The 20,798-nt window shown below is 68.5% G+C and carries 21 protein-coding genes; 12 read left to right on the top strand and 9 right to left on the bottom strand.

Annotation, left to right across the window (positions count from 1 at the left end; genetic code table 11):
• From H0U68_RS19295 to gspG, 4 genes are all read right to left on the bottom strand, one after another.
• A partial coding sequence (locus H0U68_RS19295; protein WP_296358526.1) for a prepilin-type N-terminal cleavage/methylation domain-containing protein occupies positions 1-626 on the bottom strand: 626 nt, incomplete at its 3' end.
• A 14-nt stretch (positions 627-640) separates the two neighbouring features.
• The gene (gene gspI, locus H0U68_RS19290; RefSeq protein WP_296358525.1) at positions 641-997 is read right to left on the bottom strand and encodes a type II secretion system minor pseudopilin GspI; all 357 of its coding nucleotides are present in this window, start codon (positions 995-997) and stop codon (positions 641-643) included.
• The gene (locus H0U68_RS19285) at positions 994-1,464 is read right to left on the bottom strand and encodes a prepilin-type N-terminal cleavage/methylation domain-containing protein (protein WP_296358527.1); all 471 of its coding nucleotides are present in this window, start codon (positions 1,462-1,464) and stop codon (positions 994-996) included. The genes gspI and H0U68_RS19285 overlap by 4 nt, the downstream gene beginning before the upstream one ends.
• Before the next feature lie 34 nt (positions 1,465-1,498).
• Entirely contained in the window at positions 1,499-1,939 is a 441-nt protein-coding gene (gene gspG / locus H0U68_RS19280) for a type II secretion system major pseudopilin GspG (RefSeq protein ID WP_296358524.1), read from the bottom strand.
• Positions 1,940-1,979: 40 nt separating this feature from the next.
• Here gspG and H0U68_RS19275 point away from each other — a divergent pair, with 40 nt between their 5' ends.
• Positions 1,980-2,657: a type II secretion system protein N gene (locus tag H0U68_RS19275; RefSeq protein ID WP_296358523.1), complete on the top strand. Its 678-nt coding sequence runs from the start codon at positions 1,980-1,982 to the stop codon at positions 2,655-2,657.
• On the opposite strand, the gene cobS is transcribed toward H0U68_RS19275, so the two are convergent.
• The gene (cobS, locus tag H0U68_RS19270; protein ID WP_296358522.1) at positions 2,621-3,451 is read right to left on the bottom strand and encodes an adenosylcobinamide-GDP ribazoletransferase; all 831 of its coding nucleotides are present in this window, start codon (positions 3,449-3,451) and stop codon (positions 2,621-2,623) included. The two genes, H0U68_RS19275 and cobS, sit on opposite strands and share 37 nt — an antisense overlap.
• Positions 3,452-3,460: 9 nt before the next feature.
• The gene (gene ilvA, locus H0U68_RS19265) at positions 3,461-5,005 is read right to left on the bottom strand and encodes a threonine ammonia-lyase, biosynthetic (protein WP_296358521.1); all 1,545 of its coding nucleotides are present in this window, start codon (positions 5,003-5,005) and stop codon (positions 3,461-3,463) included.
• Positions 5,006-5,211: 206 nt separating this feature from the next.
• Here ilvA and H0U68_RS19260 point away from each other — a divergent pair, with 206 nt between their 5' ends.
• Entirely contained in the window at positions 5,212-5,661 is a 450-nt protein-coding gene (locus H0U68_RS19260) for an OsmC family protein (protein WP_296358520.1), read from the top strand.
• A gap of 25 nt (positions 5,662-5,686) precedes the next feature.
• Here the strand turns inward: H0U68_RS19260 and coq7 are convergent, their stop codons facing one another.
• Entirely contained in the window at positions 5,687-6,304 is a 618-nt protein-coding gene (gene coq7 / locus H0U68_RS19255; RefSeq protein WP_296358519.1) for a 2-polyprenyl-3-methyl-6-methoxy-1,4-benzoquinone monooxygenase, read from the bottom strand.
• A gap of 318 nt (positions 6,305-6,622) precedes the next feature.
• On the opposite strand from coq7, the gene H0U68_RS19250 reads away from it, so the two are divergent.
• The 7 genes from H0U68_RS19250 (at position 6,623) to H0U68_RS19220 (ending at position 14,706) form a co-directional block, all read left to right on the top strand.
• Positions 6,623-7,699 carry a porin gene (locus tag H0U68_RS19250; RefSeq protein WP_296358518.1) on the top strand — a complete coding sequence of 359 codons (1,077 nt, stop codon included), beginning with the start codon at positions 6,623-6,625 and terminating at the stop codon, positions 7,697-7,699.
• Positions 7,700-7,869: 170 nt separating this feature from the next.
• Positions 7,870-8,850, top strand: a complete 981-nt coding sequence (locus H0U68_RS19245) for an ABC transporter permease (protein WP_296358517.1) — start codon at positions 7,870-7,872, stop codon at positions 8,848-8,850.
• Positions 8,850-10,070, top strand: a complete 1,221-nt coding sequence (locus H0U68_RS19240; RefSeq protein ID WP_296358516.1) for a M20 aminoacylase family protein — start codon at positions 8,850-8,852, stop codon at positions 10,068-10,070. Before H0U68_RS19245 ends, H0U68_RS19240 begins: the two co-directional genes overlap by 1 nt.
• A 53-nt stretch (positions 10,071-10,123) precedes the next feature.
• Positions 10,124-11,698 carry an ABC transporter substrate-binding protein gene (locus H0U68_RS19235; protein ID WP_296358515.1) on the top strand — a complete coding sequence of 525 codons (1,575 nt, stop codon included), beginning with the start codon at positions 10,124-10,126 and terminating at the stop codon, positions 11,696-11,698.
• Positions 11,699-11,748: 50 nt separating this feature from the next.
• A complete protein-coding gene (locus H0U68_RS19230; protein WP_296358514.1) occupies positions 11,749-12,660 on the top strand; it encodes an ABC transporter permease in 912 nt (303 codons plus the stop codon).
• Between the two features lie 7 nt (positions 12,661-12,667).
• Entirely contained in the window at positions 12,668-13,645 is a 978-nt protein-coding gene (locus tag H0U68_RS19225) for an ABC transporter ATP-binding protein (protein WP_296358513.1), read from the top strand.
• 8 nt (positions 13,646-13,653) lie between these two features.
• A complete protein-coding gene (locus H0U68_RS19220) occupies positions 13,654-14,706 on the top strand; it encodes a dipeptide ABC transporter ATP-binding protein (RefSeq protein ID WP_296358512.1) in 1,053 nt (350 codons plus the stop codon).
• A 15-nt stretch (positions 14,707-14,721) separates the two neighbouring features.
• On the opposite strand, the gene zwf is transcribed toward H0U68_RS19220, so the two are convergent.
• Complete coding sequence (zwf, locus tag H0U68_RS19215) at positions 14,722-16,176, bottom strand: glucose-6-phosphate dehydrogenase (RefSeq protein ID WP_296358511.1); 1,455 nt, start codon at positions 16,174-16,176, stop codon at positions 14,722-14,724.
• Between the two features lie 62 nt (positions 16,177-16,238).
• Between zwf and tal the strand changes: the two genes are divergently transcribed.
• From tal to H0U68_RS19200, 3 genes are read left to right on the top strand one after another with little or no spacing between them, the layout of a single operon-like run.
• Positions 16,239-17,192 (top strand): transaldolase, encoded by a 954-nt coding sequence (gene tal / locus H0U68_RS19210; RefSeq protein ID WP_296358510.1) that lies wholly within the window; start codon positions 16,239-16,241, stop codon positions 17,190-17,192.
• Positions 17,189-18,733 (top strand): glucose-6-phosphate isomerase, encoded by a 1,545-nt coding sequence (gene pgi, locus H0U68_RS19205; protein WP_296358509.1) that lies wholly within the window; start codon positions 17,189-17,191, stop codon positions 18,731-18,733. The genes tal and pgi overlap by 4 nt, the downstream gene beginning before the upstream one ends.
• A gap of 37 nt (positions 18,734-18,770) precedes the next feature.
• Complete coding sequence (locus tag H0U68_RS19200; protein WP_296358508.1) at positions 18,771-19,139, top strand: DUF805 domain-containing protein; 369 nt, start codon at positions 18,771-18,773, stop codon at positions 19,137-19,139.
• A 148-nt stretch (positions 19,140-19,287) separates the two neighbouring features.
• Here H0U68_RS19200 and groL read toward each other — a convergent pair.
• The coding region (groL, locus tag H0U68_RS19195; protein WP_296358507.1) for a chaperonin GroEL at positions 19,288-20,798 on the bottom strand (1,511 nt) is incomplete at its 5' end.

The following is a 20,798-nucleotide window of genomic DNA, read 5'->3' as shown; positions in this document are numbered from 1 at the left end:
ATCGTGATGCGCCCGGCCAGCGCGCGCCCGGGCGGCAGCAGCAGCTCTAGCCGCACGCCATCTGGCAGCACGTTGGTGCGCACGCCGGCCGCGGCTGCCGCGGCGGCGGCCGGGGTCTGCGCGTCGCTGGACTGCGGATTGGTCCAGGCGTCGCCGCGGTAATAGAACAGCTGCCACTCCTCCAGCGGCGCGATGGCGACTTCCTGGCGGCGCTGCGCGTCGCCCTGGTTCTGCGCCCAGAAGTCGGCCTGCTGCCAGGCGGCTTCCACCTCGCCGCGCGTGGCCACGGCGTTCGATTGCCAGCGCAGCCACTGGCCGTCGCGCCGGGTCCAGCCCACCACGTGCACGCCGTCGCCGGGCGACACGGCGTCGCGCCGCGTGAGGCGCAGCACCCGGCCGTTCCAGTCCAGCGCCCGCAGGTCGCGGAACTGTACTAGCGCGTCGAGGTCGGCGCTCCATTGCGCCAGGCCGTTTTGCAGCGCCAGCACCTGGTCGGCACGCTCGCGCGTGGCCGCCTGCGCGCGCGCCATGCCGTCGATGCCGCGCCAGCTGAGGATGGCCACCATCGCCATGATGAACAGCGCGACCAGCATCTCGACCAGCGTGAAGCCGCGCTGGCGTGGCATGGCGGTGCGGGCCATCAGAACCGCCCGACCACGGTGGACAGCTTGAGCACCTGCGCGCCGGCGTCCAGCACCGTCGCGTCGACGCGGCGGAAGCTGGGGTTGGGCGTCGGCGCCACCGTCAGCCGCACGGTGTAGCTGCGGCCGGCCTGTTCGCAAGGCGCATCGGTGTCGCCCACGCCGGGCATCTGCCGCGACAGGCGCACCTTGCCGAGTTCGTTTTCGGCGCAGATGCGCGCCAGCAGCATGTCGGACTCGCGCTGCGCGTTGCGGGTGAGGGCGCCGGTGGCCTGCACGCCCGCGGCCAGCGCGATCGCGACGATGGCCAGCGCCACCAATACCTCGATCAGCGTGAAGCCGCGTGCGGAGGTCATCGGGTGTCGCCGCCGACCACGAACGGCCGCAGGCCGTCGGTGGCCACGCGCAGGCTGCGCCCGGGGGCGGCCTGCGACACCAGCACCACCGACTGCGGGCCGATGACCGCTTCCGGCCCGAGCACCAGCGGCGCCGACGGCACGGCCGCGGTGGATTCGGACAGCCAGCGGTCGGGCAGCGCCTTGGGCGGCAGGCCCTCGAAACGGAAGCCGCCGTCCACCGCGCGCCAGCGCACCGGCACGCCCAGCGTGCGGGACTGGGCGCGGGCGCTTTCGAGCAGCGCGGCCAAGCGATCGGCGTCGCGCTCGAGCTGCGACACCGCCGAATCGCGCAGGGCGAAGCTCACGCCGGCGGTGGCGATGGCCATCACGGCCACGACGATCATCAGCTCGATGAGCGTGAAGCCACGAGGGGCTACGCCCGGCGCCGGGCCGCCCCAAGCCGGGCGAGCCCCCTCGGGGGGCAGCGAACCACGCGCAGCGGGGAACGTGGGGGCTCCTTTATTGCCAGGAGCCGATGTCGGCATTCTTGCCCTCGCCGCCCTGCTGGCCGTCGGCGCCGAAGGACATCACGTCCACTTCGCTCTTGATGCCGGGGTTGAGGAACTGGTACGGGCGGCCCCACGGATCGTTGGGCAGCTTGTCCAGGTAGGGCTTCCAGTTGGGCGGCACCGGCGCCGCCGCCGGCCGGGCAATCAGCGCCTGCAGGCCCTGTTCGGCGGTGGGGTAGCGCTGGTTGTCCAGCTTGTAGAGCTTGAGCGCCTGCATGACGTTGTTGACGTCGGTGCGGGCGGCCGTGCTGCGCGCGTCGTCGGCGCGGTCCAGCACGTTGGGCACGATCAGCGCGGCGAGCACGCCGATGATGACCAGCACCACCATCAGCTCGATCAGGGTGAAGCCGCGCTGGAGCGCACGGCGCAAAGAGAGGGATGTGGGGTGCATGAGGGGCGTGGCGTGGGATCGCATCAATGATAATCCCCACATGTCGACCTCATTGCAGAGCCGCTGGAGCGTGCAGGGCACGACCTTCGCGGTCTGGGCCCTGGCCGCGGCCAGCGCGGTGTATTGGGGCCTCAAGCTGGGCACCGCGGCGCCCGGGTTTGCGGCCGCCGCCTTGCCAGCCCGTCCGCCGGTCGCCGCCGATCCCGCCGCCATTGCACGCCTGCTCGGCTCCACGCCCGTGGCGATGGCGCAGCAGCCCGCCGCGCCGGCGCTCTCCAGCCGCTTCGCATTGCTGGGCATCGCGGCGGCGCGTTCGCATTCCGGTGTCGCGCTGATCGCGGTGGATGGCCGGCCGGCCAAGCCGTTCCGGGTCGGCGCGGTGGTGGTGGACAACCTGGTGCTGCAGTCGGTGGATGCGCGCCGCGCCATGCTGGCCACCGGCCCCGGCGGCCCGCCCGTGCTGACGCTGGAACTGCCGCCGCGCCCGACCGGTGCTTCGGGCCCCCTCCCGGCCATGCCGGGTCCGGGCGCGATGCAGCAGATGCAGCAGGTGCCACCGATGCAGCAGATGCAGCCCATGCAATCTCCGCCGCCGCCGGCGCAGTTCCGTTCGCCGCCCGGTATGCCGCAGGGCCTCGTGCCGCCAGGAATGGTGCCGGGCATGGCCCCCGGAATGTCGCCTCAGCCCACGCCGATGCCGACCGCCGAGCCCAGGTAGAACGCCACCTCGCACACCTGCTGCGTGGCGCCCAGACAGTCGCCGGTGAAGCCCTGCAGCCGGTGCGCGAACCAGCGCCGCATGGCCAGCAGCGCCAATCCGCTGGCCAGCACCGCCAGCAGCATGAAGGCGATGCCCTGCGCGGCCGCCATCAGCGCCAGCGGCAGCAGGCACCAGGCGGCGGCGACGTACAGCGCCCGGCGGCCGATCGACTCGGCCAGCGGCTTGCTCTTGGAGGTGGCCGTGTCGCCGACGTGCGGCAGCGTATGCACCACCAGCAGCGGCCAGAAGCGCGACACGGTGTGGCCCGCCAGCAGCGCGGCCAGCACGGCCGCCGGCGAGCGCGAGGCAAGCGCCGCCAGCAGCGACATCTTCAGGCCCAGCACCAGCACCAGCGCCACGGCGCCGAACGAGCCGATGCGCGAATCTTTCATGATCTCCAGCGCGCGTTCGCGCACGGCGCTGCCGCCCAGGCCATCCATCGCGTCGGCCAGGCCGTCCTCGTGGAAGGCGCCGGTCAGCAGCGCGGTGGCGATGGCGCAGACGAAAGCGGCGACCAGCGGCTCGAACGGCGTGGCCGGCAGCAGCACCGACGCCACGGCGAAGGCCACGCAGGCCACCATGCCGACCAGCAGGCCCACGCCCGGGAAATGCGCCGCGCTCGCGCGCAGCATCTCGGGCGAGTAGCCGGTCCAGTCGGCCAGCGGGCCCGTCACCGGCACGCGGGTGAAGAACTGCAGCGCCACCAGGTAGTGGCGCAGGAACTGTTGCAGGGGGTCGCGCAGTGCGTTCACGTTCGGGCTTCAGCTGCGCAGGAACAGGCGGTAGACCGGGTTGTCGGTCTCCTCGACGAAGGGATAGCCCAGCGTGTCCAGGAAGGCGCGGAACTCCTCGCCGTCGGCCTGCGGCACCTGGATGCCGACCAGGATGCGGCCGTAGTCGGCACCCTGGTTGCGGTAGTGGAACAGCGAGATGTTCCAGGTCGGCCGCATGTGCGAGAGGAACTTCATCAGCGCGCCCGGCCGCTCCGGGAAGATGAAGCGCAGCAGGCGCTCGTCTTTCGCCAGCGGCGAGTGGCCGCCCACCATGTGGCGCACGTGGTCCTTGGCGAGCTCGTCGTGCGTGAGGTCCAGCGCCGCGAAGCCGTGCTTGGTGAAGTTGGCGGCGATGCGCGCGGACTCGCCCTTGCCCTGCGCCGTCAGGCCGACGAACACGTGCGCGGCGCTCTCGTCGCTGATGCGGTAGTTGAACGCGGTGACGTTGCGCGGCCCGCCCGGCAGGCTGCCGATCAGCTCGCAAAAGCGCCGGAAGCTGCCGCGCTCCTCGGGAATCGTGACGGCCAGCAGCGCCTCGCGCTCCTCGCCCACTTCGGCGCGCTCGGCCACGAAGCGCAGCCGGTCGAAGTTCATGTTGGCGCCGCACAGGATGGCGGCGTAGGTTTCGCCGCGCGTCTTGTGTTCGGCCACGTACTGCTTGATGGCCGCCACCGCCATCGCGCCGGCCGGCTCGACGATGCTGCGCGTGTCGGCGAACACGTCCTTGATGGCGGCGCACACGGCATCGGTGTCCACCAGCATGAAGTCGTCGACCAGCTCGCGCGCGAGGCGGAAGGTTTCCTCGCCCACCAGCTTGACGGCGGTACCGTCGGAGAACAGGCCGACGTCGTCCAGCGTCACGCGCTTGTCGGCGGCGACCGAACGCATCATGGCGTCCGAGTCGTTCATCTGCACGCCGATCACCTTGATCTCGGGGCGGATCGCCTTGATGTAGCTCGCCACGCCGGAGATCAGCCCGCCGCCGCCGATGGCGACGAACACGGCATGCAGCGGGCCCTGGTGCTGGCGCAGCATCTCCATGGCGATGGTGCCCTGGCCGGCGATCACGTCGGGGTCGTCGAACGGGTGCACGAAGGTCAGGCCCTGCTCTTTCTCGATCTCGACCGCGCGGCCGTAGGCGTCGGAGTAGCTGTCGCCGTGCAGCACCGGCTCGCCGCCCAGCGCCTTGACGCCGTCGATCTTCAGCTGCGGCGTGGTGACCGGCATGACGATCACCGCGCGCACGCCCAGCCGGTGCGCCGCCATCGCCACGCCCTGCGCATGGTTGCCGGCCGAGGCGCAGATCACGCCTTGCCGCAGCTGCTCGGGCGGCAACTGCACCATCTTGTTGTAGGCGCCGCGCAGCTTGAAGGAGAACACCGGCTGCTGGTCCTCGCGCTTGAGCAGCACCTTGTTGTGCAGCCGCCGGCTCAGGTTCTTGGCGGGTTCGAGGGCGGATTCCACCGCCACGTCGTACACGCGGGCCGTCAGGATCTTCTTGAGGTAGTCGGCCGGCTGCAGATGCTTTTTCATCACGCGGAATGATAAAGGGCCACGAAAAAGCCCCCGGGCCTTGCGACCCGGGGGCAAATCCACCAAAGAGGAGGTGGAGGAGACAAGCGGTGCATCGCACTTCGCCGATGGGCCGCCACGCTGGAGGGCCATCCCGAATCGCTATGCTCCGGGCCAGTATAGCCCGTGTTTGTTGCATTGCACAACGTGCGACGAAGGAACTGAAAATGGAATGCACAGTGAGCTGGACCGGCGGCGCGGGAACGCGTTCGCCGATGGGATTCATCGCCGAAACCGGCAGCGGCCACGTGCTGGTGATGGACGGCGCGGTGGACGAAGCCAAGCCGGAGCAGGGTGGCCGCAACCAGGCGCCGCGGCCGATGGAAACCGTGCTGGCCGGCACCGGCGGCTGCACCGCCTACGACGTGGTGCTGATCCTCAAGCGCGGCCGCCACGACGTGCGCGGCTGCACGGTCAAGCTCACCGCCGAACGCGCGCCGGCCGACCCCAAGGTGTTCACCACTATCCACATGCACTTCACCGTGACGGGCAAAGGCATCGCGGCGGAAGCCGTGGGGCGCGCCGTGACGCTCAGCCACGAGAAATACTGTTCCGCCAGCGCCATGCTGATGAAGACCGCCAGCATGACCACCAGCTTCGAGCTGGTGGAGGCCTGAGCGCCGCCCGGCGCAGGCCTTCGGCTCAGATGTAGTGCGCGGTGGTGGTCATCACCTTGGCCGCCATCTTCATCAGCAGGCGTGCCGGCAGCGGCAGTTCGACCGCCCCCGCCTGCTGCGCAATGCGCGCATGCGCCACCTCGTCCTCCTTCATCTGCGCCACGATGGCACGCGAGGCGTGGTCGGCAGCCGGCAGCCGTTCCAGGTGGCTTTGCAGGTGCGCTTCGACCTGGCGCTCGGTCTCCACCACGAAACCCAGGCTGACCGGATCGCCCAGGCGGCCGGCAAGCAGCCCCAGCCCGAAGGCGCCGGCATACCAGAGCGGATTGAGCAGCGACGGCCGCGCGCCCAATTCGTCCAGCCGCGCCTGCGTCCAGGCGAGGTGGTCGGTTTCCTCGCGCGAGGCGTCGAGGAACTGCCGGCGCAAGGCCGCGTTCGGCGTGGCCAGGGCCTGCGCGCTGTAGAGTGCCTGGGCGCAGACCTCGCCCACGTGGTTGACCCGCATCAGCGCGGCGGACTGGCGGCGCTGCGCGGCATCCAGCTGGGTGTCGTCGGCCGGCACCACCGGACAGGCACGGGCGGCGCGCGGACGCGCGAACAAGGTGCGCAACGCGCTGTCGGCAGCGCCGAGAAATGCATCCATGGCGCCAGTTTAGTGCGTCGAGGCGCAGGCCCAGGCCAGCGTCAAGCGACGTTTACCCCTAAGCCAGCTTCCACGATGCGCAACAAAAGCTCCCTTGTTGCGCCTCTCCTACTGAGCCATTCGCGTATGTTGTCCTGGTGCAACGAAATGCCGAAACGAGGCCTAAATACTTTGCGTAAGAAAAAGCCGTCTGGTGCAATAGCGGACAACTTCCCGAACGGAGGTTGGCCCGGAGAGTCCGGTGGAAAGCGCAACGTGCCTGCAGCGCCTCCTCACGAAATCCCGGAGCCCCTTGTTTAACCTTGGAGAAACTTGCAAATGAAAAAGTCCCTGATCGCGCTGGCAGTGATGGCCGCCGCGGGTGCCGCATCCGCCCAATCGTCGGTCACGCTGTTCGGTGTCGTTGACGCGACCGTGCAGCGTGGCTCCGGCTCGGTGTCCAGCAAGACCCAGCTGGGCAACTCCGGCTACAACAGCTCGCGCCTGGGCTTCCGCGGCACGGAAGACCTCGGTGGTGGCATGTCCGCCTCGTTCTGGCTGGAAGCCGGCGTGGCCAACGACAACGGCTCCGGCATCAACACCAACACCAACAACCAGGGTTCCGGCCTTACCGGTGGCGGCGGCCTGACCTTCAACCGCCGCTCCACCGTGAGCCTGGCCGGCGGCTGGGGCGAACTGCGCATGGGCCGTGACTACAGCCCGCAGTTCTGGAACCTGACCGTGTTCGATCCGTTCGGCACGAACGGCGTGGGCACCACCCAGACCCTGAACTCCATCATCACCGGCCCGACGCAAGTTCGTGCGTCCAACTCCATCGGCTACTTCCTGCCCCCGAACCTGGGCGGCTTCTACGGCCAGGTGCAGTACTACATGGGTGAGAACAGCTCCGGCACCCCGACGGAAGACGACGGCAAGGGCTATGGCCTTCGCGTGGGCTTCGCCAGCGGCCCGTTCAACGTTGCCGTGGCGTTCAGCAAGACGGACTACCTCGTCGGTAACAGCAAGCAGGCCAACATCGGCGGCCAATGGGACTTCGGCGTGGCCAAGCTGATGGCGCATTACGCGCGCGACAAGGGCGCCTTTGCGGCAGGCTCCAGCACCGCGACTACGGGTCTGCGTGACGGCAAGGGCTGGCTGGTCGGTACCCTGGTGCCCGTGGGCGCCGGCGAAATCCGCGCTTCCTACTCGCGCTACAGCGCCGACTCCGCTGGCGACCCGACCAGCAAGAAGTTCGCTCTGGGCTACGTGCACAACCTGTCCAAGCGTACCGCTCTGTACGTGACCGCTGCCCGCGTGAAGAACTCCGGCGGCGCCACGCAAGCGCTGAACGGCGCTGTCACCGGTGTGAACGGCTCGTCCACGGGCTACGACCTGGGCATCCGCCACAGCTTCTGATGACAGGCTGGCCCCGTGCCGGCTTTACAAAAAGAAGAAACTTGAAAGCCGCCTTCGGGCGGCTTTTTTATTGGCGGACCGTGCTGTTTTCCACCCATGCGGGGCAAGGAAACCCCTGTGTTGGCACCACGCTTGCTCTGCTAGCATCCACCGCCTGTAAGCTGCTGCCGATGCTCGCCTTCATCCTGAACCGCCTCGTCCAAGCCGTCATCGTCATGGTGTCGGTCGCCTTCATCGCCTTCCTGCTGTTCCAGTATGTCGGCGACCCGGTCGTGTTCCTGCTCGGGCAGGACGCCAAGCCCGACCAGATCCGCCAACTGCGCCAGGACCTTGGCCTCGACCGGCCCTTTGTCGTGCAGTTCTGGCATTTCCTGGTCAACGCCGCCCAGGGCGAGTTCGGCCTGAGCCTGCGCCAGGGCGCCAAGGTGTCGCGGCTGATAGCCGAACGTTTCCCCGCCACGCTGGAGCTCTCGCTCGTGGCCGCGGGCCTGGCGCTGCTGGCGGGCATTCCGATGGGCGTGTATTCCGCCCTGCGCCGCGGCAGCTTCCTGAGCCAGGTGTTCATGACGTTCTCGCTGCTCGGCGTGTCGCTGCCCACCTTCCTCACCGGCATCCTGCTGATCCTGGTGTTCGCCGTCACCCTGGGCTGGTTCCCGAGCTTCGGCCGCGGCGAATCGATCGACCTGGGCTGGTGGACCACCGGCCTGCTCACGCGCGACGGCTGGCTGCACGTGATCCTGCCGGCCATCACCTTGGCCGTGTTCCAGCTCACGCTGATCATGCGGCTGGTGCGCTCCGAGATGCTGGAAGTGCTGCGCACCGACTACATCAAGTTCGCCCGGGCGCGCGGCCTGTCGAACCGCGCCATCCATTTCGGCCATGCGCTGAAGAACACCCTGGTGCCGGTGATGACCATCACCGGCCTGCAGCTGGGCGGCCTGATCGCCTTCGCCATCATCACCGAGACGGTGTTCCAGTGGCCCGGCATGGGCCTGCTGTTCATCCAGGCCGTGACCTTCGCCGACATCCCTGTGATGGCTGCCTACCTGTGCCTGATCGCCCTGATCTTCGTGGTGATCAACCTGGTGGTGGACCTGCTCTACGTGGTGGTGGATCCGCGCCTGCGCGTGGGCAAGGCGGGGGGGCACTGATGCTGGCCGCCGCTCCCTCGCCCCGCTACACCGTGCACGGCCGCGCGTTCTCGCGCATCGCCGACTTCCACTCCGAGCTCACCGCGCTGCGGCGCGACCTGCACGCCCATCCCGAGCTCGGCTTCGAGGAGGTCTATACCGCCGGCCGCGTGCAGGAAGCGCTGCGCCTGTGCGGCGTGGACGAGGTGCACACCGGCATCGGCCGCACCGGCGTGGTCGGCGTGATCCGCGGCCAGCGCCACGCCAGCGGCCGCATGGTCGGCCTGCGTGCCGACATGGACGCGCTCACCATGAGCGAGCACAACGAGTTCCCGTGGCGCTCGCAGCGCGGCGGCATGATGCACGGCTGCGGCCACGACGGTCACGTCGCCATGCTGGTGGGCGCGGCGCGCTACCTGGCCGAAACGCGCAACTTCGACGGCACCGCGGTGCTGGTCTTCCAGCCCGGCGAAGAAGGCTTCGCCGGCGCCAAGGCGATGATCGAAGACGGCCTGTTCGAGCGCTTCCCGGTGCAGGCGGTCTACGCCATGCACAACTGGCCGGCCATGCAGCCGGGCACCATCGGCATCAATCCCGGCCCGCTGATGGCGGCGGCCGACCGCATCACCATCGAGATCACCGGCAAGGGCGGCCATGGCGCGCATCCCTACCTCACGGTCGACCCGGTGCTGGTGGCCGCGCACATCATCACCGCGGTGCAGAGCATCGTGTCGCGCAACGTCAGGCCGGTCGACGGCGCCGTGATCAGCCTGTGCGCCATGCAGGCCGGCGACCTGCACGCCATGAGCGTGATCCCCGGCAAGGCGACGCTGGTGGGCACGGTGCGCACCTTCCGCCGCGAGGTGCAGGCGCAGGTCGAGCGGCGCCTCAACGAGCTGTGCAGCGCAATCGCGCTCGGGTTCGGGGCCACAGCCACGGTGCAGTACGAGCGCGTCTACCCGGCCACCGTCAATTCGCCGCGCGAGGCGATGTTCGCCGCCGACGTGGCCGAGTCGCTGCTGGGCGCCGAGCACGTGGTGCGCGACATCGAGCCCAGCATGGGCGCCGAAGATTTCTCCTTCATGCTGCAAGCCAAGCCGGGCGCCTACATGCGCATCGGCCAGGGGGGCGAGGGCAGCTGCATGCTCCACAACAGCCGCTACGACTTTAACGACGAGATCCTCCCGCTGGGCGCCGCCATGCACGCGAGCCTAGCGGAGCGCTCGATGCCGCTGGCCTGAGCACCGACGCACGCTTTCGAACCGCTTATCCCTTTCCGACCGAGGAGAACACGATGAAATTCAAACCCCGCTTCCTGGCAGCCGCCATCCTGTGCGCGGCCGCCTTGGGCGCGCAGGCGCAGACGGTGCGCATCGCCAACCAGGGCGACGCGCTGTCGATGGACCCGCATTCGCTCAACGAGTCGCTGCAGCTGTCGGTGACGGGCAACGTCTACGAGCCCCTGGTCGGGCGCGCCAAGGACCTGACCCTCGCTCCGGCGCTGGCCACCTCCTGGAAGCAGACATCGCCCACGGTGTGGCGCTTCGAGCTGCGCCGCGGCGTGCTGTTCCACGACGGCACGCCGTTCACCGCCGACGACGTGGTGTTCTCGCTGGCGCGCGTGGCCGGCGAAGGGTCCGACCTCAAGAGCAACGTCAACGACATCAAGGAAGTGCGCAAGGTCGACGACCACACGGTCGACATCGAGACCAAGACGCCGTTCCCGATCCTGCCCGACCAGCTCTCCACCACCTTCATCATGAGCAGGAAGTGGTGCGAGGCCAACCAGGCGACCAAGCCGGTGGACCGCCGCAAGGGCATCGAGAACGCGGCCTCGTTCCGCTCCAACGGCACCGGTCCCTTCCGCCTGCGCGAGCGCCAGCCGAACGTGCGCACGACCTTCATCCGCAACGGCAACTACTGGGGCAAGATCGAAGGCAACGTGCAGGAGGTGGTGTTCACCCCGATCGCCAACGACGCCACCCGCGTCGCCGCGCTGCTGTCCGGCGAAATCGACGTGATGGAGCCGGTGCCGGTGCAGGACATCGAGCGGGTCAACGCCTCGGCCGGTGCCAAGGTGCTCACCGGGCCGGAGCTGCGCACCGTCTTCCTGGGCATGGACCAGAAGCGCGACGAGCTGCAGTACTCCAGCGTGAAGGGCAAGAACCCCTTCAAGGACAAGCGCGTGCGGCAGGCGTTCTACCAGGCCATCGACATCGACGGCATCCAGAAGACCGTGATGCGCGGCGCCTCCAAGCCCACCGCGCTGCTGGTGGGCCCAGGCATCAACGGCTTCAACGCCGACCAGAACAAGCGCCTGCCGTACGACCCGGAAGCTTCCAAGAAGCTGCTGGCCGAGGCCGGCTACCCGAGCGGCTTCGAGGTCACGCTGAACTGCCCGAACGACCGCTACGTGAACGACGGGCGGATCTGCCAGGTGGTGGCCGCCAACCTGTCGCGCGTGGGCGTGAAGGTGAACCTGGCCGCGGAAACCAAGGGCACCTACTTCCCGAAGGTGCTGCGCCGCGACACCAGCTTCTACATGCTGGGCTGGACGCCCACCACGTACGACTCGCACAACGCGCTGAATGCGCTGACCGCCTGCCCGGACGACAAGGGCACCGGCCAGTTCAACCTGGGTTCCTACTGCAATCCCAAGCTGGACCAGCTGACCGTCAAGATCCAGGCGGAGACCGACAAGAACAAGCGCAACGCGATGATCCGCGAAGCCTTCGACATCCACTCGGCGGACATCGGCCACCTGCCGCTGCACCAGCAGGCGCTGGCCTGGGGCGTGAACAAGAAGGTCGACATGGTCCAGCTCGCGGACAACTACATGCACTTCAAGTGGATCTCCGTCAAGAAATAAGGCATTGACCCGGGCGCGGCCCCTGCGGCCGCGCCCGCGGAGGCTCCCGCATGAAACAACTGGTCTTCGGGTGGCTCGACAGCGATGTCGGCCACAGCTTCCGCACTTCGCCGATGGCGATGCTCGCCGCGCTGCTGGCGTTCGTGTGCGTGTTCGCGTCGGTGTTCGCGCCCTGGGTGTCGCCGCACGATCCGTTCGACCTCACCACGCTGGTGCTGGGCGACGCGCGGCTGCCGCCGGCATGGACGGCGGCCGGCAGCGCCAAGTACCTGCTGGGCACCGACGACCAGGGCCGCGACATCCTCTCGGCGCTGATCTACGGCGCGCGCATCTCGCTGGTGATCGGTGTCGTCTCGGTGCTGCTGTCCGCAGTGATCGGCGTGGCGCTGGGCCTGCTGGCCGGCTTTCTCGGCGGCTGGGTCGACGGCTTCCTGATGCGGGTGTGCGACGTCATGCTCAGCTTCCCGCCGATCCTGGTGGCGCTCTTGATCGCCGGCGTCGGCCGGGCGCTATTCCCCAATGCGCAGACCAGCGTCGCCTTCGGCGTGCTGATCGTGTCGATCACGCTGACCGGCTGGGTGCAGTACGCGCGCACGGTGCGCGGCTCCACGCTGGTGGAGCGCAACAAGGAATACGTGCAGGCCGCGCGCGTGACGGGCGTGGCGCCGCTGCGCATCATGCGCAGGCACGTGCTGCCCAACGTGCTGGGTCCGGTGCTGGTGCTGGCCACCATCCACGTGGCCACGGCCATCATCACTGAAGCCACGCTGTCGTTCCTGGGCGTCGGCGTGCCGCCGACCTCGCCGTCGCTGGGCACGCTCATCCGCGTGGGCAACGACTATCTCTTTTCCGGCGAATGGTGGATCACCGTGTTCCCGGGCGCCATGCTGGTGGTCATCTCGCTGTCGGTGAACCTGTTGGGCGACTGGCTGCGCGACGCACTCAACCCGAGGTTGCAATAGGAACGCCATGAGCCTGCTGCAGGTCAAGAACCTCGTCGTCGAATTTCCCGGCCGCCGCGGCACGCTGCGCGCGCTGGACGACATCAGCTTCGACATCGCGCCCGGAGAAATCCTGGGCGTGGTGGGCGAATCCGGCGCCGGCAAGAGCCTGACGGGCGCAGCCATCATCGGCCTCCTGGAGCCGCCCGGGCGCATCGCCTCCGGCCAGGTGCTGCTGGAAGGCCAGCGCATCGACAACCTCTCGCACGACGGCATGCGCCACATCCGCGGGCGCAAGATCGGCGCGATCTTCCAGGACCCGCTGACCTCGCTGAACCCGCTGTACAGCATCGGGCGGCAGCTCACGGAAACCATCCGCACGCACCTGCCGGTGAGCGCGGCCGAAGCCAAGCGGCGCGCCATCGGCCTCCTGGAAGACACCGGCATCCCAGGCGCGGCCCAGCGCATCGACCACTACCCGCACCAGTTCTCAGGCGGCATGCGCCAGCGCGTGGTGATCGCGCTGGCCCTGGCCGCCGAGCCCAAGCTGATCGTCGCCGACGAGCCCACCACGGCGTTGGACGTCTCGATCCAGGCGCAGATCATCCAGCTGCTCAAGCGCATCTGCAAGGACCGCGGCGCCGCCGTCATGCTGATCACGCACGACATGGGCGTGATCGCCGAAACCTGCGACCGCGTGGCCGTGATGTACGCCGGCCGCCTGGCCGAGATCGGCCCGGTGCGCCAGGTCATCCACCAGGCCGCGCATCCCTACACCATGGGCCTGATGGCGGCCATTCCCGACATCACGCAGGACCGCGAGCGCCTGAACCAGATCGACGGCGCCATGCCGCGGCTGAACGCCATTCCGCCCGGCTGCGCCTACAACCCGCGCTGCCCGCGCGTCTTCGAGCGCTGCCGCGTGGAACGCCCCGAGCTGCTGGCGGCAGGCGCCACCCGCGCGGCCTGCTGGCTGCACGACGCGCATGCGCAGGTGCCGGCATGAGCGCCGTGATGAATGAATCACTCCCTCTCCCCGCCGGGGAGAGGGCAGGGGTGAGGGGCGCGGGCGACGCGGCTCCGCTGGTCCAGGCGCGCGACCTGGCCAAGACCTTCGACGTGTCCGCGCCCTGGCTCAACCGCGTTCTGGAACGCAAGCCGCGCCAGCTGCTGCATGCGGTGGACGGCGTGAGCTTCGAGATCGAGCGCGGCCAGACGCTGGCCCTGGTGGGCGAGTCGGGCTGCGGCAAGAGCACGGTGGCGCGGCTGCTGGTGGGGCTGTACCCGCCCACCCGCGGCGACCTGATCTTCGACGGCATCGAGGCGCACAAGGTGTTCAAGACGTCCGAGGGCCGCAAGCTGCGCCGGCGCGTGCAGATGATCTTCCAGGACCCGTACGCGAGCCTGAATCCGCGCTGGCGGGTGCAGGACATCGTGGCCGAGCCGCTGGTGGAGCACGGCATCGCCACGCGGGCGGACGAGCTGCGCACGCGCGTGGAGGCGCTGCTGCGCTCGGTCGGCCTGGCCGCGCAGGACAGCGTGAAGTACCCGCACCAGTTCTCGGGCGGGCAGCGCCAGCGCATCTCCATCGCGCGGGCGCTCGCCACCCAGCCGCAGTTCCTGGTGTGCGACGAGCCCACCAGCGCGCTGGACGTGAGCGTGCAGGCGCAGGTGCTCAACATCATGAAGGACCTGCAGCGCGAGCAGGGCCTGACCTATCTCTTCATCTCGCACAACCTGGCCGTGGTGCGCCACGTGAGCGACCAGGTCGGCGTGATGTATTTGGGCCGGCTGGTGGAGCTCGCGGGCAAGCACCAGCTGTTCGGCCAGCCGCGGCATCCGTACACGCGCATGCTGCTGGACGCGATCCCGAAGATGCACGACACCGGCCGCGCACGCACGCCGGTGCAAGGCGAGGTGCCAAACCCGCTGAACCCGCCGAACGGCTGCGCCTTCCATCCGCGCTGCCCGCACGCCAATGCGCGCTGCAAGGCCGAGCGCCCCGCGCTGCTGTCCATCCAGGGCGTGCGCATCGCCTGCCACGCGGTGGAAGAAGGCCGGATCTGATTCCCGCGCGCCGGCTCAGCCCTCTTCGCTCCAGCTGAAGCCGTCGCGCGCGAGCATGGTGCTGGAGGCGCTCGGCCCCCAGGTGCCGGCGGCATAGGGACGCGGGCCCGCGGTGTCGCGCGCCCAGTGCTCCATGATGGGCTCGACCCAGCGCCAGGCTTCCTCTTGCTCGTCGCTGCGCACGAACAGGTTGAGCCGTCCGTCGATCACGTCCAGCAGCAGCCGTTCGTAGGCGCCCACGCGTTCCGAGCCGAAGCTGCGGTCGAAGTCCAGGTCCAGGTGCACCGGCGCCAGCGCCTGCGCGTTGCGCCGGTTCACCTGGCCCTGCGCCAGCAGGTGCAGCTGCAGGCCGTCGCGCGGCTGCAGGTTGATCACCAGCTTGTTGGCCGCGCCGGCGGGCGCGTCGAAGATCGCGTGCGGCGTCGGCCGGAAATTCACCACGATGTGCGCCTCGCGCGCGGCCAGCCGCTTGCCGGTGCGGATGTAGAACGGCACGCCGGCCCAGCGCCAGCTGGCGATCTCGGCGCGCAGCGCGACGAAGGTTTCGGTGGTGCTGTCCGGCCGCACGCCGGGCTCTTCGCGGTACGCGCGCGCCGCCTCGCCCTCCGCCACGCCGCCCGTGTACTGGCCGCGCACCACGTGCTGGCCCAGCGCCTGCGGCGTCCAGGGCTTCAGCGAACGCAGCACCTTGAGCTTTTCGTCGCGGATGGCGTCGGCCTGCGCATTGATGGGCGGCTCCATGGCGATGGCGCACAGCAGCTGCAGCGCATGGTTCTGCACCATGTCGCGCAGCGCGCCGGTGGCGTCGTAGAACGCGCCGCGCCGCTCCACGCCCAGGTCTTCCGCAATCGTGATCTGGATGTTGGCGATGTTCTCGCGCCGCCACAGCGGCTCGAACAGGGTGTTGCCGAAGCGCAGCGCGAACAGGTTCTGCACCGACGGCTTGCCCAGGTAGTGGTCGATGCGGAAGATCTGCTGCTCGCTCAGCACGCGCTGCGCGGTGGCGTTGATCTCGCGGTTGGATGCGAGGTCCACGCCCAGCGGCTTTTCCAGCACCAGGCGCGTGCGCGGCGTGTTCAGGCCGGCGGCGGCCAGCTGCTCGCAGGCGACGGTGAACAGGTTGGGCGCGGTGGCGAGGTACATCACCACCACCTCGGCGGCGCGCTCCTGCAGGGTGGCGGCCAGGCGCTGGTAATCGTCGGGCTTGGAGAGATCCATGCGCAGGAAGTGCAGCCGCTGCGCGAACGCATCGAACTCTTCCGGCGTCGGCCGCTTGGCGAGGTCGACCTCCTCGAAGCGCGAGCGGATGAGCGCGCGGTAGGCCTCGTCGCTGAGCTCGTCGCGCGCCACGCCGATGATCCGGCCGTCCTTGGGCAAGGTGCCGTGGCGGAAGGCCTGGAACAGTGCCGGCATGAGCTTGCGCCACGCCAGGTCGCCCGTGCCGCCGAATAACACCAGATCGAAACTCATGCGCTCCATTCCTGCTTCATCGCGCCACTGTAACGTGTCCGGCGCGCTTCATAATTGCCCGCATGAACCAACTCGACGCGCTCCGGCAGTTCACCACGGTGGTGGCCGACACCGGCGACTTCAAGCAGATCGCGCAGTTCCAGCCGCGCGACGCCACGACCAATCCCTCGCTGATCCTCAAGGCGGTTCAGAAGCCCGAATACGCGCCGCTGCTGGAAGACACCGTGTCGAAATTCCGGTGGGAGCCGCTGGACGAGGTGATGGACCGGCTGCTGGTGCGCTTCGGCTGCGAGATCCTGTCGCTGATCTCCGGCCGTGTCTCCACCGAAGTGGATGCGCAGCTGAGCTTCGACACGGCGGCGACCGTCTCCCGGGCTGAGCGCATCATCGACCTCTACCGCGCCGAAGGCATCCGCGCGGACCGTGTGCTCATCAAGATCGCGGCCACCTGGGAAGGCATCCAGGCCGCGCGCGAGCTGGAGCGGCGCGGCATCCACACCAATCTCACGCTGCTGTTTTCTCCCCACCAGGCCATGGCGTGCGCCGAGGCCAAGGTGAAGCTGATCTCGCCCTTCGTCGGGCGCGTCTACGACTGGCACAAGAAGTCCGCGGGCAGTGCCTGGGACGAGGCTGCAAATGCCGGCGCCAACGACCCCGGCGTCATGACGGTGCGCTGGATCTACGACACCTTCAAGATGTTCGGCATTGCCACGGAAGTGATGGGCGCGAGCTTTCGCAACGTGGGCCAGATCGTGGCGTTGGCCGGCTGCGACCTGCTCACCATCAGCCCGGATCTGCTGGCCAAGCTAGCTGCCTCCGAAGAGCCGGTGGCGCGCGTGCTCGAGCCGCGGGGCGGGCCGGTGGAGGAGCTCTCGAACCGGGAATACACCGAGCCGGAGTTTCGCCTCGCGCTGAACCAGGACGCGATGACGACCGAAAAGCTGGCTGAAGGCATCCGCGCTTTCGTCGCAGACACGTCCGACCTCGAACAGCTGATGAAGACCCTGAAGTCATGAGCATTGCCACCGGGCCGCGCTGCCACCAGACCAAGGCCTGGGCCGCGCTGCAGGACCACTACGGCAGCACGGGCGGCACGTTCGACGCGCGCGACGCGTTCCGGCGCGACGACAAGCGTTTCGCGTCGTTCAGCCAGCAGGCGCCCCATGTCTTCGCCGACCTCTCGAAGAATGCGATCGACACGCAAGCCGAGGCGCACCTGTTCGCGCTGGCGCGCGAGCGCGGCCTGGAGCGGCGGCGCGACGCCATGTTCGCCGGCGAGGCGATCAACACCACCGAACAGCGTGCGGTGAAGCACTGGCTGCTGCGCGTGCCCGAAGGTGGCAGCCCCGATCCCGACCTGGCGCTGGTGCATTCCACGCTGGACGCCATGCTGGCCTATGCCGAGCAGGTGCGCGCCGACGCCGCGATCACCGACGTGGTGAACATCGGCATCGGCGGCTCGGACCTGGGCCCGCAGATGGCCGTGGCCGCGCTGGATGCCTTCGCGGACCCGGGCAAGCGCCTGCACTTCGTGTCCAACATCGACGGCCACGAACTCGCTGGTGTGCTGCGCCGCCTGCGCCCGCAAAGCACGCTGTTCCTCATCGCCTCCAAGACCTTCACCACGCTGGAGACGATGACCAATGCGCGCTCGGCCAAACGCTGGTTCGAGGCCGAGGGCGGCACCGACATCGCGCGCCACTTCGCCGCGCTCACCACCAACGTGCAGGCCGCGCGCGACTTCGGCATCGCAACCACCTTCGGCTTCTGGGACTGGGTGGGCGGGCGCTACTCGCTGTGGTCCAGCATCGGCCTGCCGATCGCCATCGCCGTCGGCGCGCAGGGCTTTCGCGAGCTGCTGGCCGGCGCGCACGCCATGGACCAGCACTTTCGCACCGAGGCGCTGGAGCGCAACCTGCCGGTGCGCCTGGGGCTGCTGGACCTCTGGTACCGCAACTTCCACGGCTTTACCAGCCGCAGCATCGCGCCATACCACAGCGCCTTGCGGCGGTTGCCGGCCTACCTGCAGCAGCTGGAAATGGAGAGCAATGGCAAACGCGTGGACCTGGATGGCCAGCCGCTGCCGTTCGCCACTTCGCCGGTGCTGTGGGGCGAGCCCGGCACCAACGGCCAGCACGCGTATTTCCAAATGCTGCACCAGGGCACCGACCGGGTGCCGGTGGAATTCATCGCCGTGCGCGAACCGGCGCACGCGCTGCCGGAGCACCACGCGCTGCTGCTAGCCAATGCGCTGGCGCAGTCACAGGCCCTGATGCAGGGCAGGGCCGACGCCAGCGGCCACCGCGACTTTCCGGGCAACAGGCCCAGCACCTTTTTCCTGCTGGACGCCCTGACGCCGCGCAGCCTGGGCGCCTTCCTGGCGCTGTACGAGCACCGCGTGTTCGTGAGCGGCGCGCTCTGGGGCATCAACAGCTTCGACCAGTGGGGCGTGGAGCTGGGCAAGGTCCTGGCGCAGGACATCGCCAGGCGTTTCGCGACGCATGCCATGGACGGAGTGGATCCCTCGACAGCCGGATTGCTGCAAAAGCTGCTTTGAGGCCTATCATGGCGCGCCAACTCAACTGGAGGGCTTTATGGACATCAAGCAAGTCGTGATCACCTGCCTGCGCGACAAATACGTGGACTTCAAGGGCCGCGCCGGCAAGGAGGAATTCTGGTGGTTCTTCCTGGCGCAGGTCGTCGTGCTGCTCGTCGCCGGCCTACTCAGCAACACGCTGTACGTCGTGGCGGCATTGGCGCTGCTGCTGCCCGGCCTGGGCGCCGGCGCCCGCCGCCTGCACGACACCGGCAAGACCGGCTGGCTGATGCTGCTGGGCCTGATCCCGGTCGTCGGCTTCATCGCGCTGGTCTACTTCTGGATCCAGCCCAGCGTTCCGGCCAACGAATGGGGCGCAGGCCCGGCGCTGCCGGATGTGGCGGCCCTGCCCCCCGGCGCCGTCTGAGGAAAAAGAAAACCTCTAGAGGCACCGGATCGCGCGAAATAACATGCAGCGCGATCCCTCAATGCAAAAAGCCGGGCTTGACCCGGCTTTTTGCATCTGACTAGACAGCACTCTGAAATCGCGCGGCGATTTCAGAGTGAAGCAGGCATTACATATCCATGCCGCCCATGCCGCCCATCCCACCCATGCCGCCGCCCATGCCGCCGCCGGCGCCGGACTCTTCCTTCGGCGCTTCGGCGATCATCGCTTCAGTGGTCAGCATCAGCGATGCGACCGACGCGGCGTTCTGCAGCGCGGTGCGGGTCACCTTGGTCGGGTCCAGGATGCCCATTTCGATCATGTCGCCATAGGTGTCGTTGGCGGCGTTGAAGCCGTAGTTGCCCTTGCCGGCCAGCACCGCGGCCACGACGACGGAGGCTTCGCCACCGGCGTTGAAGACGATCTCGCGCAGCGGCGACTCGATGGCCTTGAGCACCAGCTTGATGCCGGCGTCCTGGTCGGCGTTGTCGCCCTTGATCTCGCCGGCGGCTTGCTTGGCGCGCAGCAGCGCAACGCCGCCACCAGCCACGATGCCTTCTTCCACGGCAGCGCGGGTGGCGTGCAGCGCGTCTTCCACGCGTGCCTTCTTTTCCTTCATCTCGACTTCGGTGGCCGCGCCGACCTTGATCACCGCAACGCCGCCGGCCAGCTTGGCCACGCGCTCTTGCAGCTTTTCACGGTCGTAGTCGCTGGTGGCTTCCTCGATCTGCACGCGCACTTGCTTCACGCGGGCTTCGATGTCGGCGGCGGCACCGGAGCCGTCGATGATGGTGGTGTTTTCCTTGCCCACTTCGATGCGCTTGGCCTGGCCCAGGTCGGCCAGCGTCACCTTCTCGAGCGTCAGGCCCACGTCCTCGGAGATCACCTTGCCGCCGGTCAGGATGGCGATGTCTTCCAGCATGGCCTTGCGGCGGTCGCCGAAGCCCGGCGCCTTGACGGCCACGACCTTCAGGATGCCGCGGATGGTGTTGACCACCAGCGTTGCCAGCGCTTCGCCTTCGACTTCTTCCGCGATGATCAGCAGCGGGCGCGAAGCCTTGGCGACCTGCTCCAGCACGGGCAGCAGGTCACGGATGCTGGACACCTTCTTGTCGTACAGCAGCACGAACGGGTTGTCGAGCAGCGCGGACTGCTTTTCCGGGTTGTTGATGAAGTAGGGCGACAGGTAGCCGCGGTCGAACTGCATGCCTTCGACGATGTCGAGTTCGTTTTCCAGGCTCTTGCCGTCTTCGACGGTGATCACGCCTTCCTTGCCGACCTTGTCCATCGCCTTGGCGATGATGTCGCCGATGGAGGCGTCGGAGTTGGCGGAGATGGAGCCGACCTGGGCGATTTCCTTGCTGGTCGTGGTGGCCTTGGAGGCCGACTTCAGCTGCTCGGTCAGGGCGGTCACGGCCTTGTCGATGCCGCGCTTGAGGTCCATCGGGTTCATGCCGGCGGCCACGTACTTCATGCCTTCGCGCACGATGGCCTGGGCCAGCACGGTGGCGGTGGTGGTGCCGTCACCGGCGATGTCGCTGGTCTTGGAAGCGACTTCCTTGACCATCTGCGCGCCCATGTTCTGCAGCTTGTCCTTCAGCTCGATTTCCTTGGCCACGGACACGCCGTCCTTGGTGACCG

The organism is Ramlibacter sp., from assembly GCF_013697775.1.
Taxonomy (GTDB): Bacteria; Pseudomonadota; Gammaproteobacteria; order Burkholderiales; family Burkholderiaceae_C; genus Ramlibacter.
This window is presented reverse-complemented; position numbering and strand designations above follow the sequence as displayed.

Coding starts and splice junctions, on each gene's coding strand:
- gspI (WP_296358525.1), bottom strand. CDS start 997: ATGACCTCCGCACGCGGCTTCACGCTGATCGAGGTATTGGTGGCGCTG.
- gspG (WP_296358524.1), bottom strand. CDS start 1,939: ATGCACCCCACATCCCTCTCTTTGCGCCGTGCGCTCCAGCGCGGCTTC.
- H0U68_RS19275 (WP_296358523.1), top strand. CDS start 1,980: ATGTCGACCTCATTGCAGAGCCGCTGGAGCGTGCAGGGCACGACCTTC.
- ilvA (WP_296358521.1), bottom strand. CDS start 5,005: ATGAAAAAGCATCTGCAGCCGGCCGACTACCTCAAGAAGATCCTGACG.
- H0U68_RS19260 (WP_296358520.1), top strand. CDS start 5,212: ATGGAATGCACAGTGAGCTGGACCGGCGGCGCGGGAACGCGTTCGCCG.
- coq7 (WP_296358519.1), bottom strand. CDS start 6,304: ATGGATGCATTTCTCGGCGCTGCCGACAGCGCGTTGCGCACCTTGTTC.
- H0U68_RS19250 (WP_296358518.1), top strand. CDS start 6,623: ATGAAAAAGTCCCTGATCGCGCTGGCAGTGATGGCCGCCGCGGGTGCC.
- H0U68_RS19245 (WP_296358517.1), top strand. CDS start 7,870: ATGCTCGCCTTCATCCTGAACCGCCTCGTCCAAGCCGTCATCGTCATG.
- H0U68_RS19240 (WP_296358516.1), top strand. CDS start 8,850: ATGCTGGCCGCCGCTCCCTCGCCCCGCTACACCGTGCACGGCCGCGCG.
- H0U68_RS19235 (WP_296358515.1), top strand. CDS start 10,124: ATGAAATTCAAACCCCGCTTCCTGGCAGCCGCCATCCTGTGCGCGGCC.
- H0U68_RS19230 (WP_296358514.1), top strand. CDS start 11,749: ATGAAACAACTGGTCTTCGGGTGGCTCGACAGCGATGTCGGCCACAGC.
- H0U68_RS19225 (WP_296358513.1), top strand. CDS start 12,668: ATGAGCCTGCTGCAGGTCAAGAACCTCGTCGTCGAATTTCCCGGCCGC.
- H0U68_RS19220 (WP_296358512.1), top strand. CDS start 13,654: ATGAATGAATCACTCCCTCTCCCCGCCGGGGAGAGGGCAGGGGTGAGG.
- zwf (WP_296358511.1), bottom strand. CDS start 16,176: ATGAGTTTCGATCTGGTGTTATTCGGCGGCACGGGCGACCTGGCGTGG.
- tal (WP_296358510.1), top strand. CDS start 16,239: ATGAACCAACTCGACGCGCTCCGGCAGTTCACCACGGTGGTGGCCGAC.
- pgi (WP_296358509.1), top strand. CDS start 17,189: ATGAGCATTGCCACCGGGCCGCGCTGCCACCAGACCAAGGCCTGGGCC.
- H0U68_RS19200 (WP_296358508.1), top strand. CDS start 18,771: ATGGACATCAAGCAAGTCGTGATCACCTGCCTGCGCGACAAATACGTG.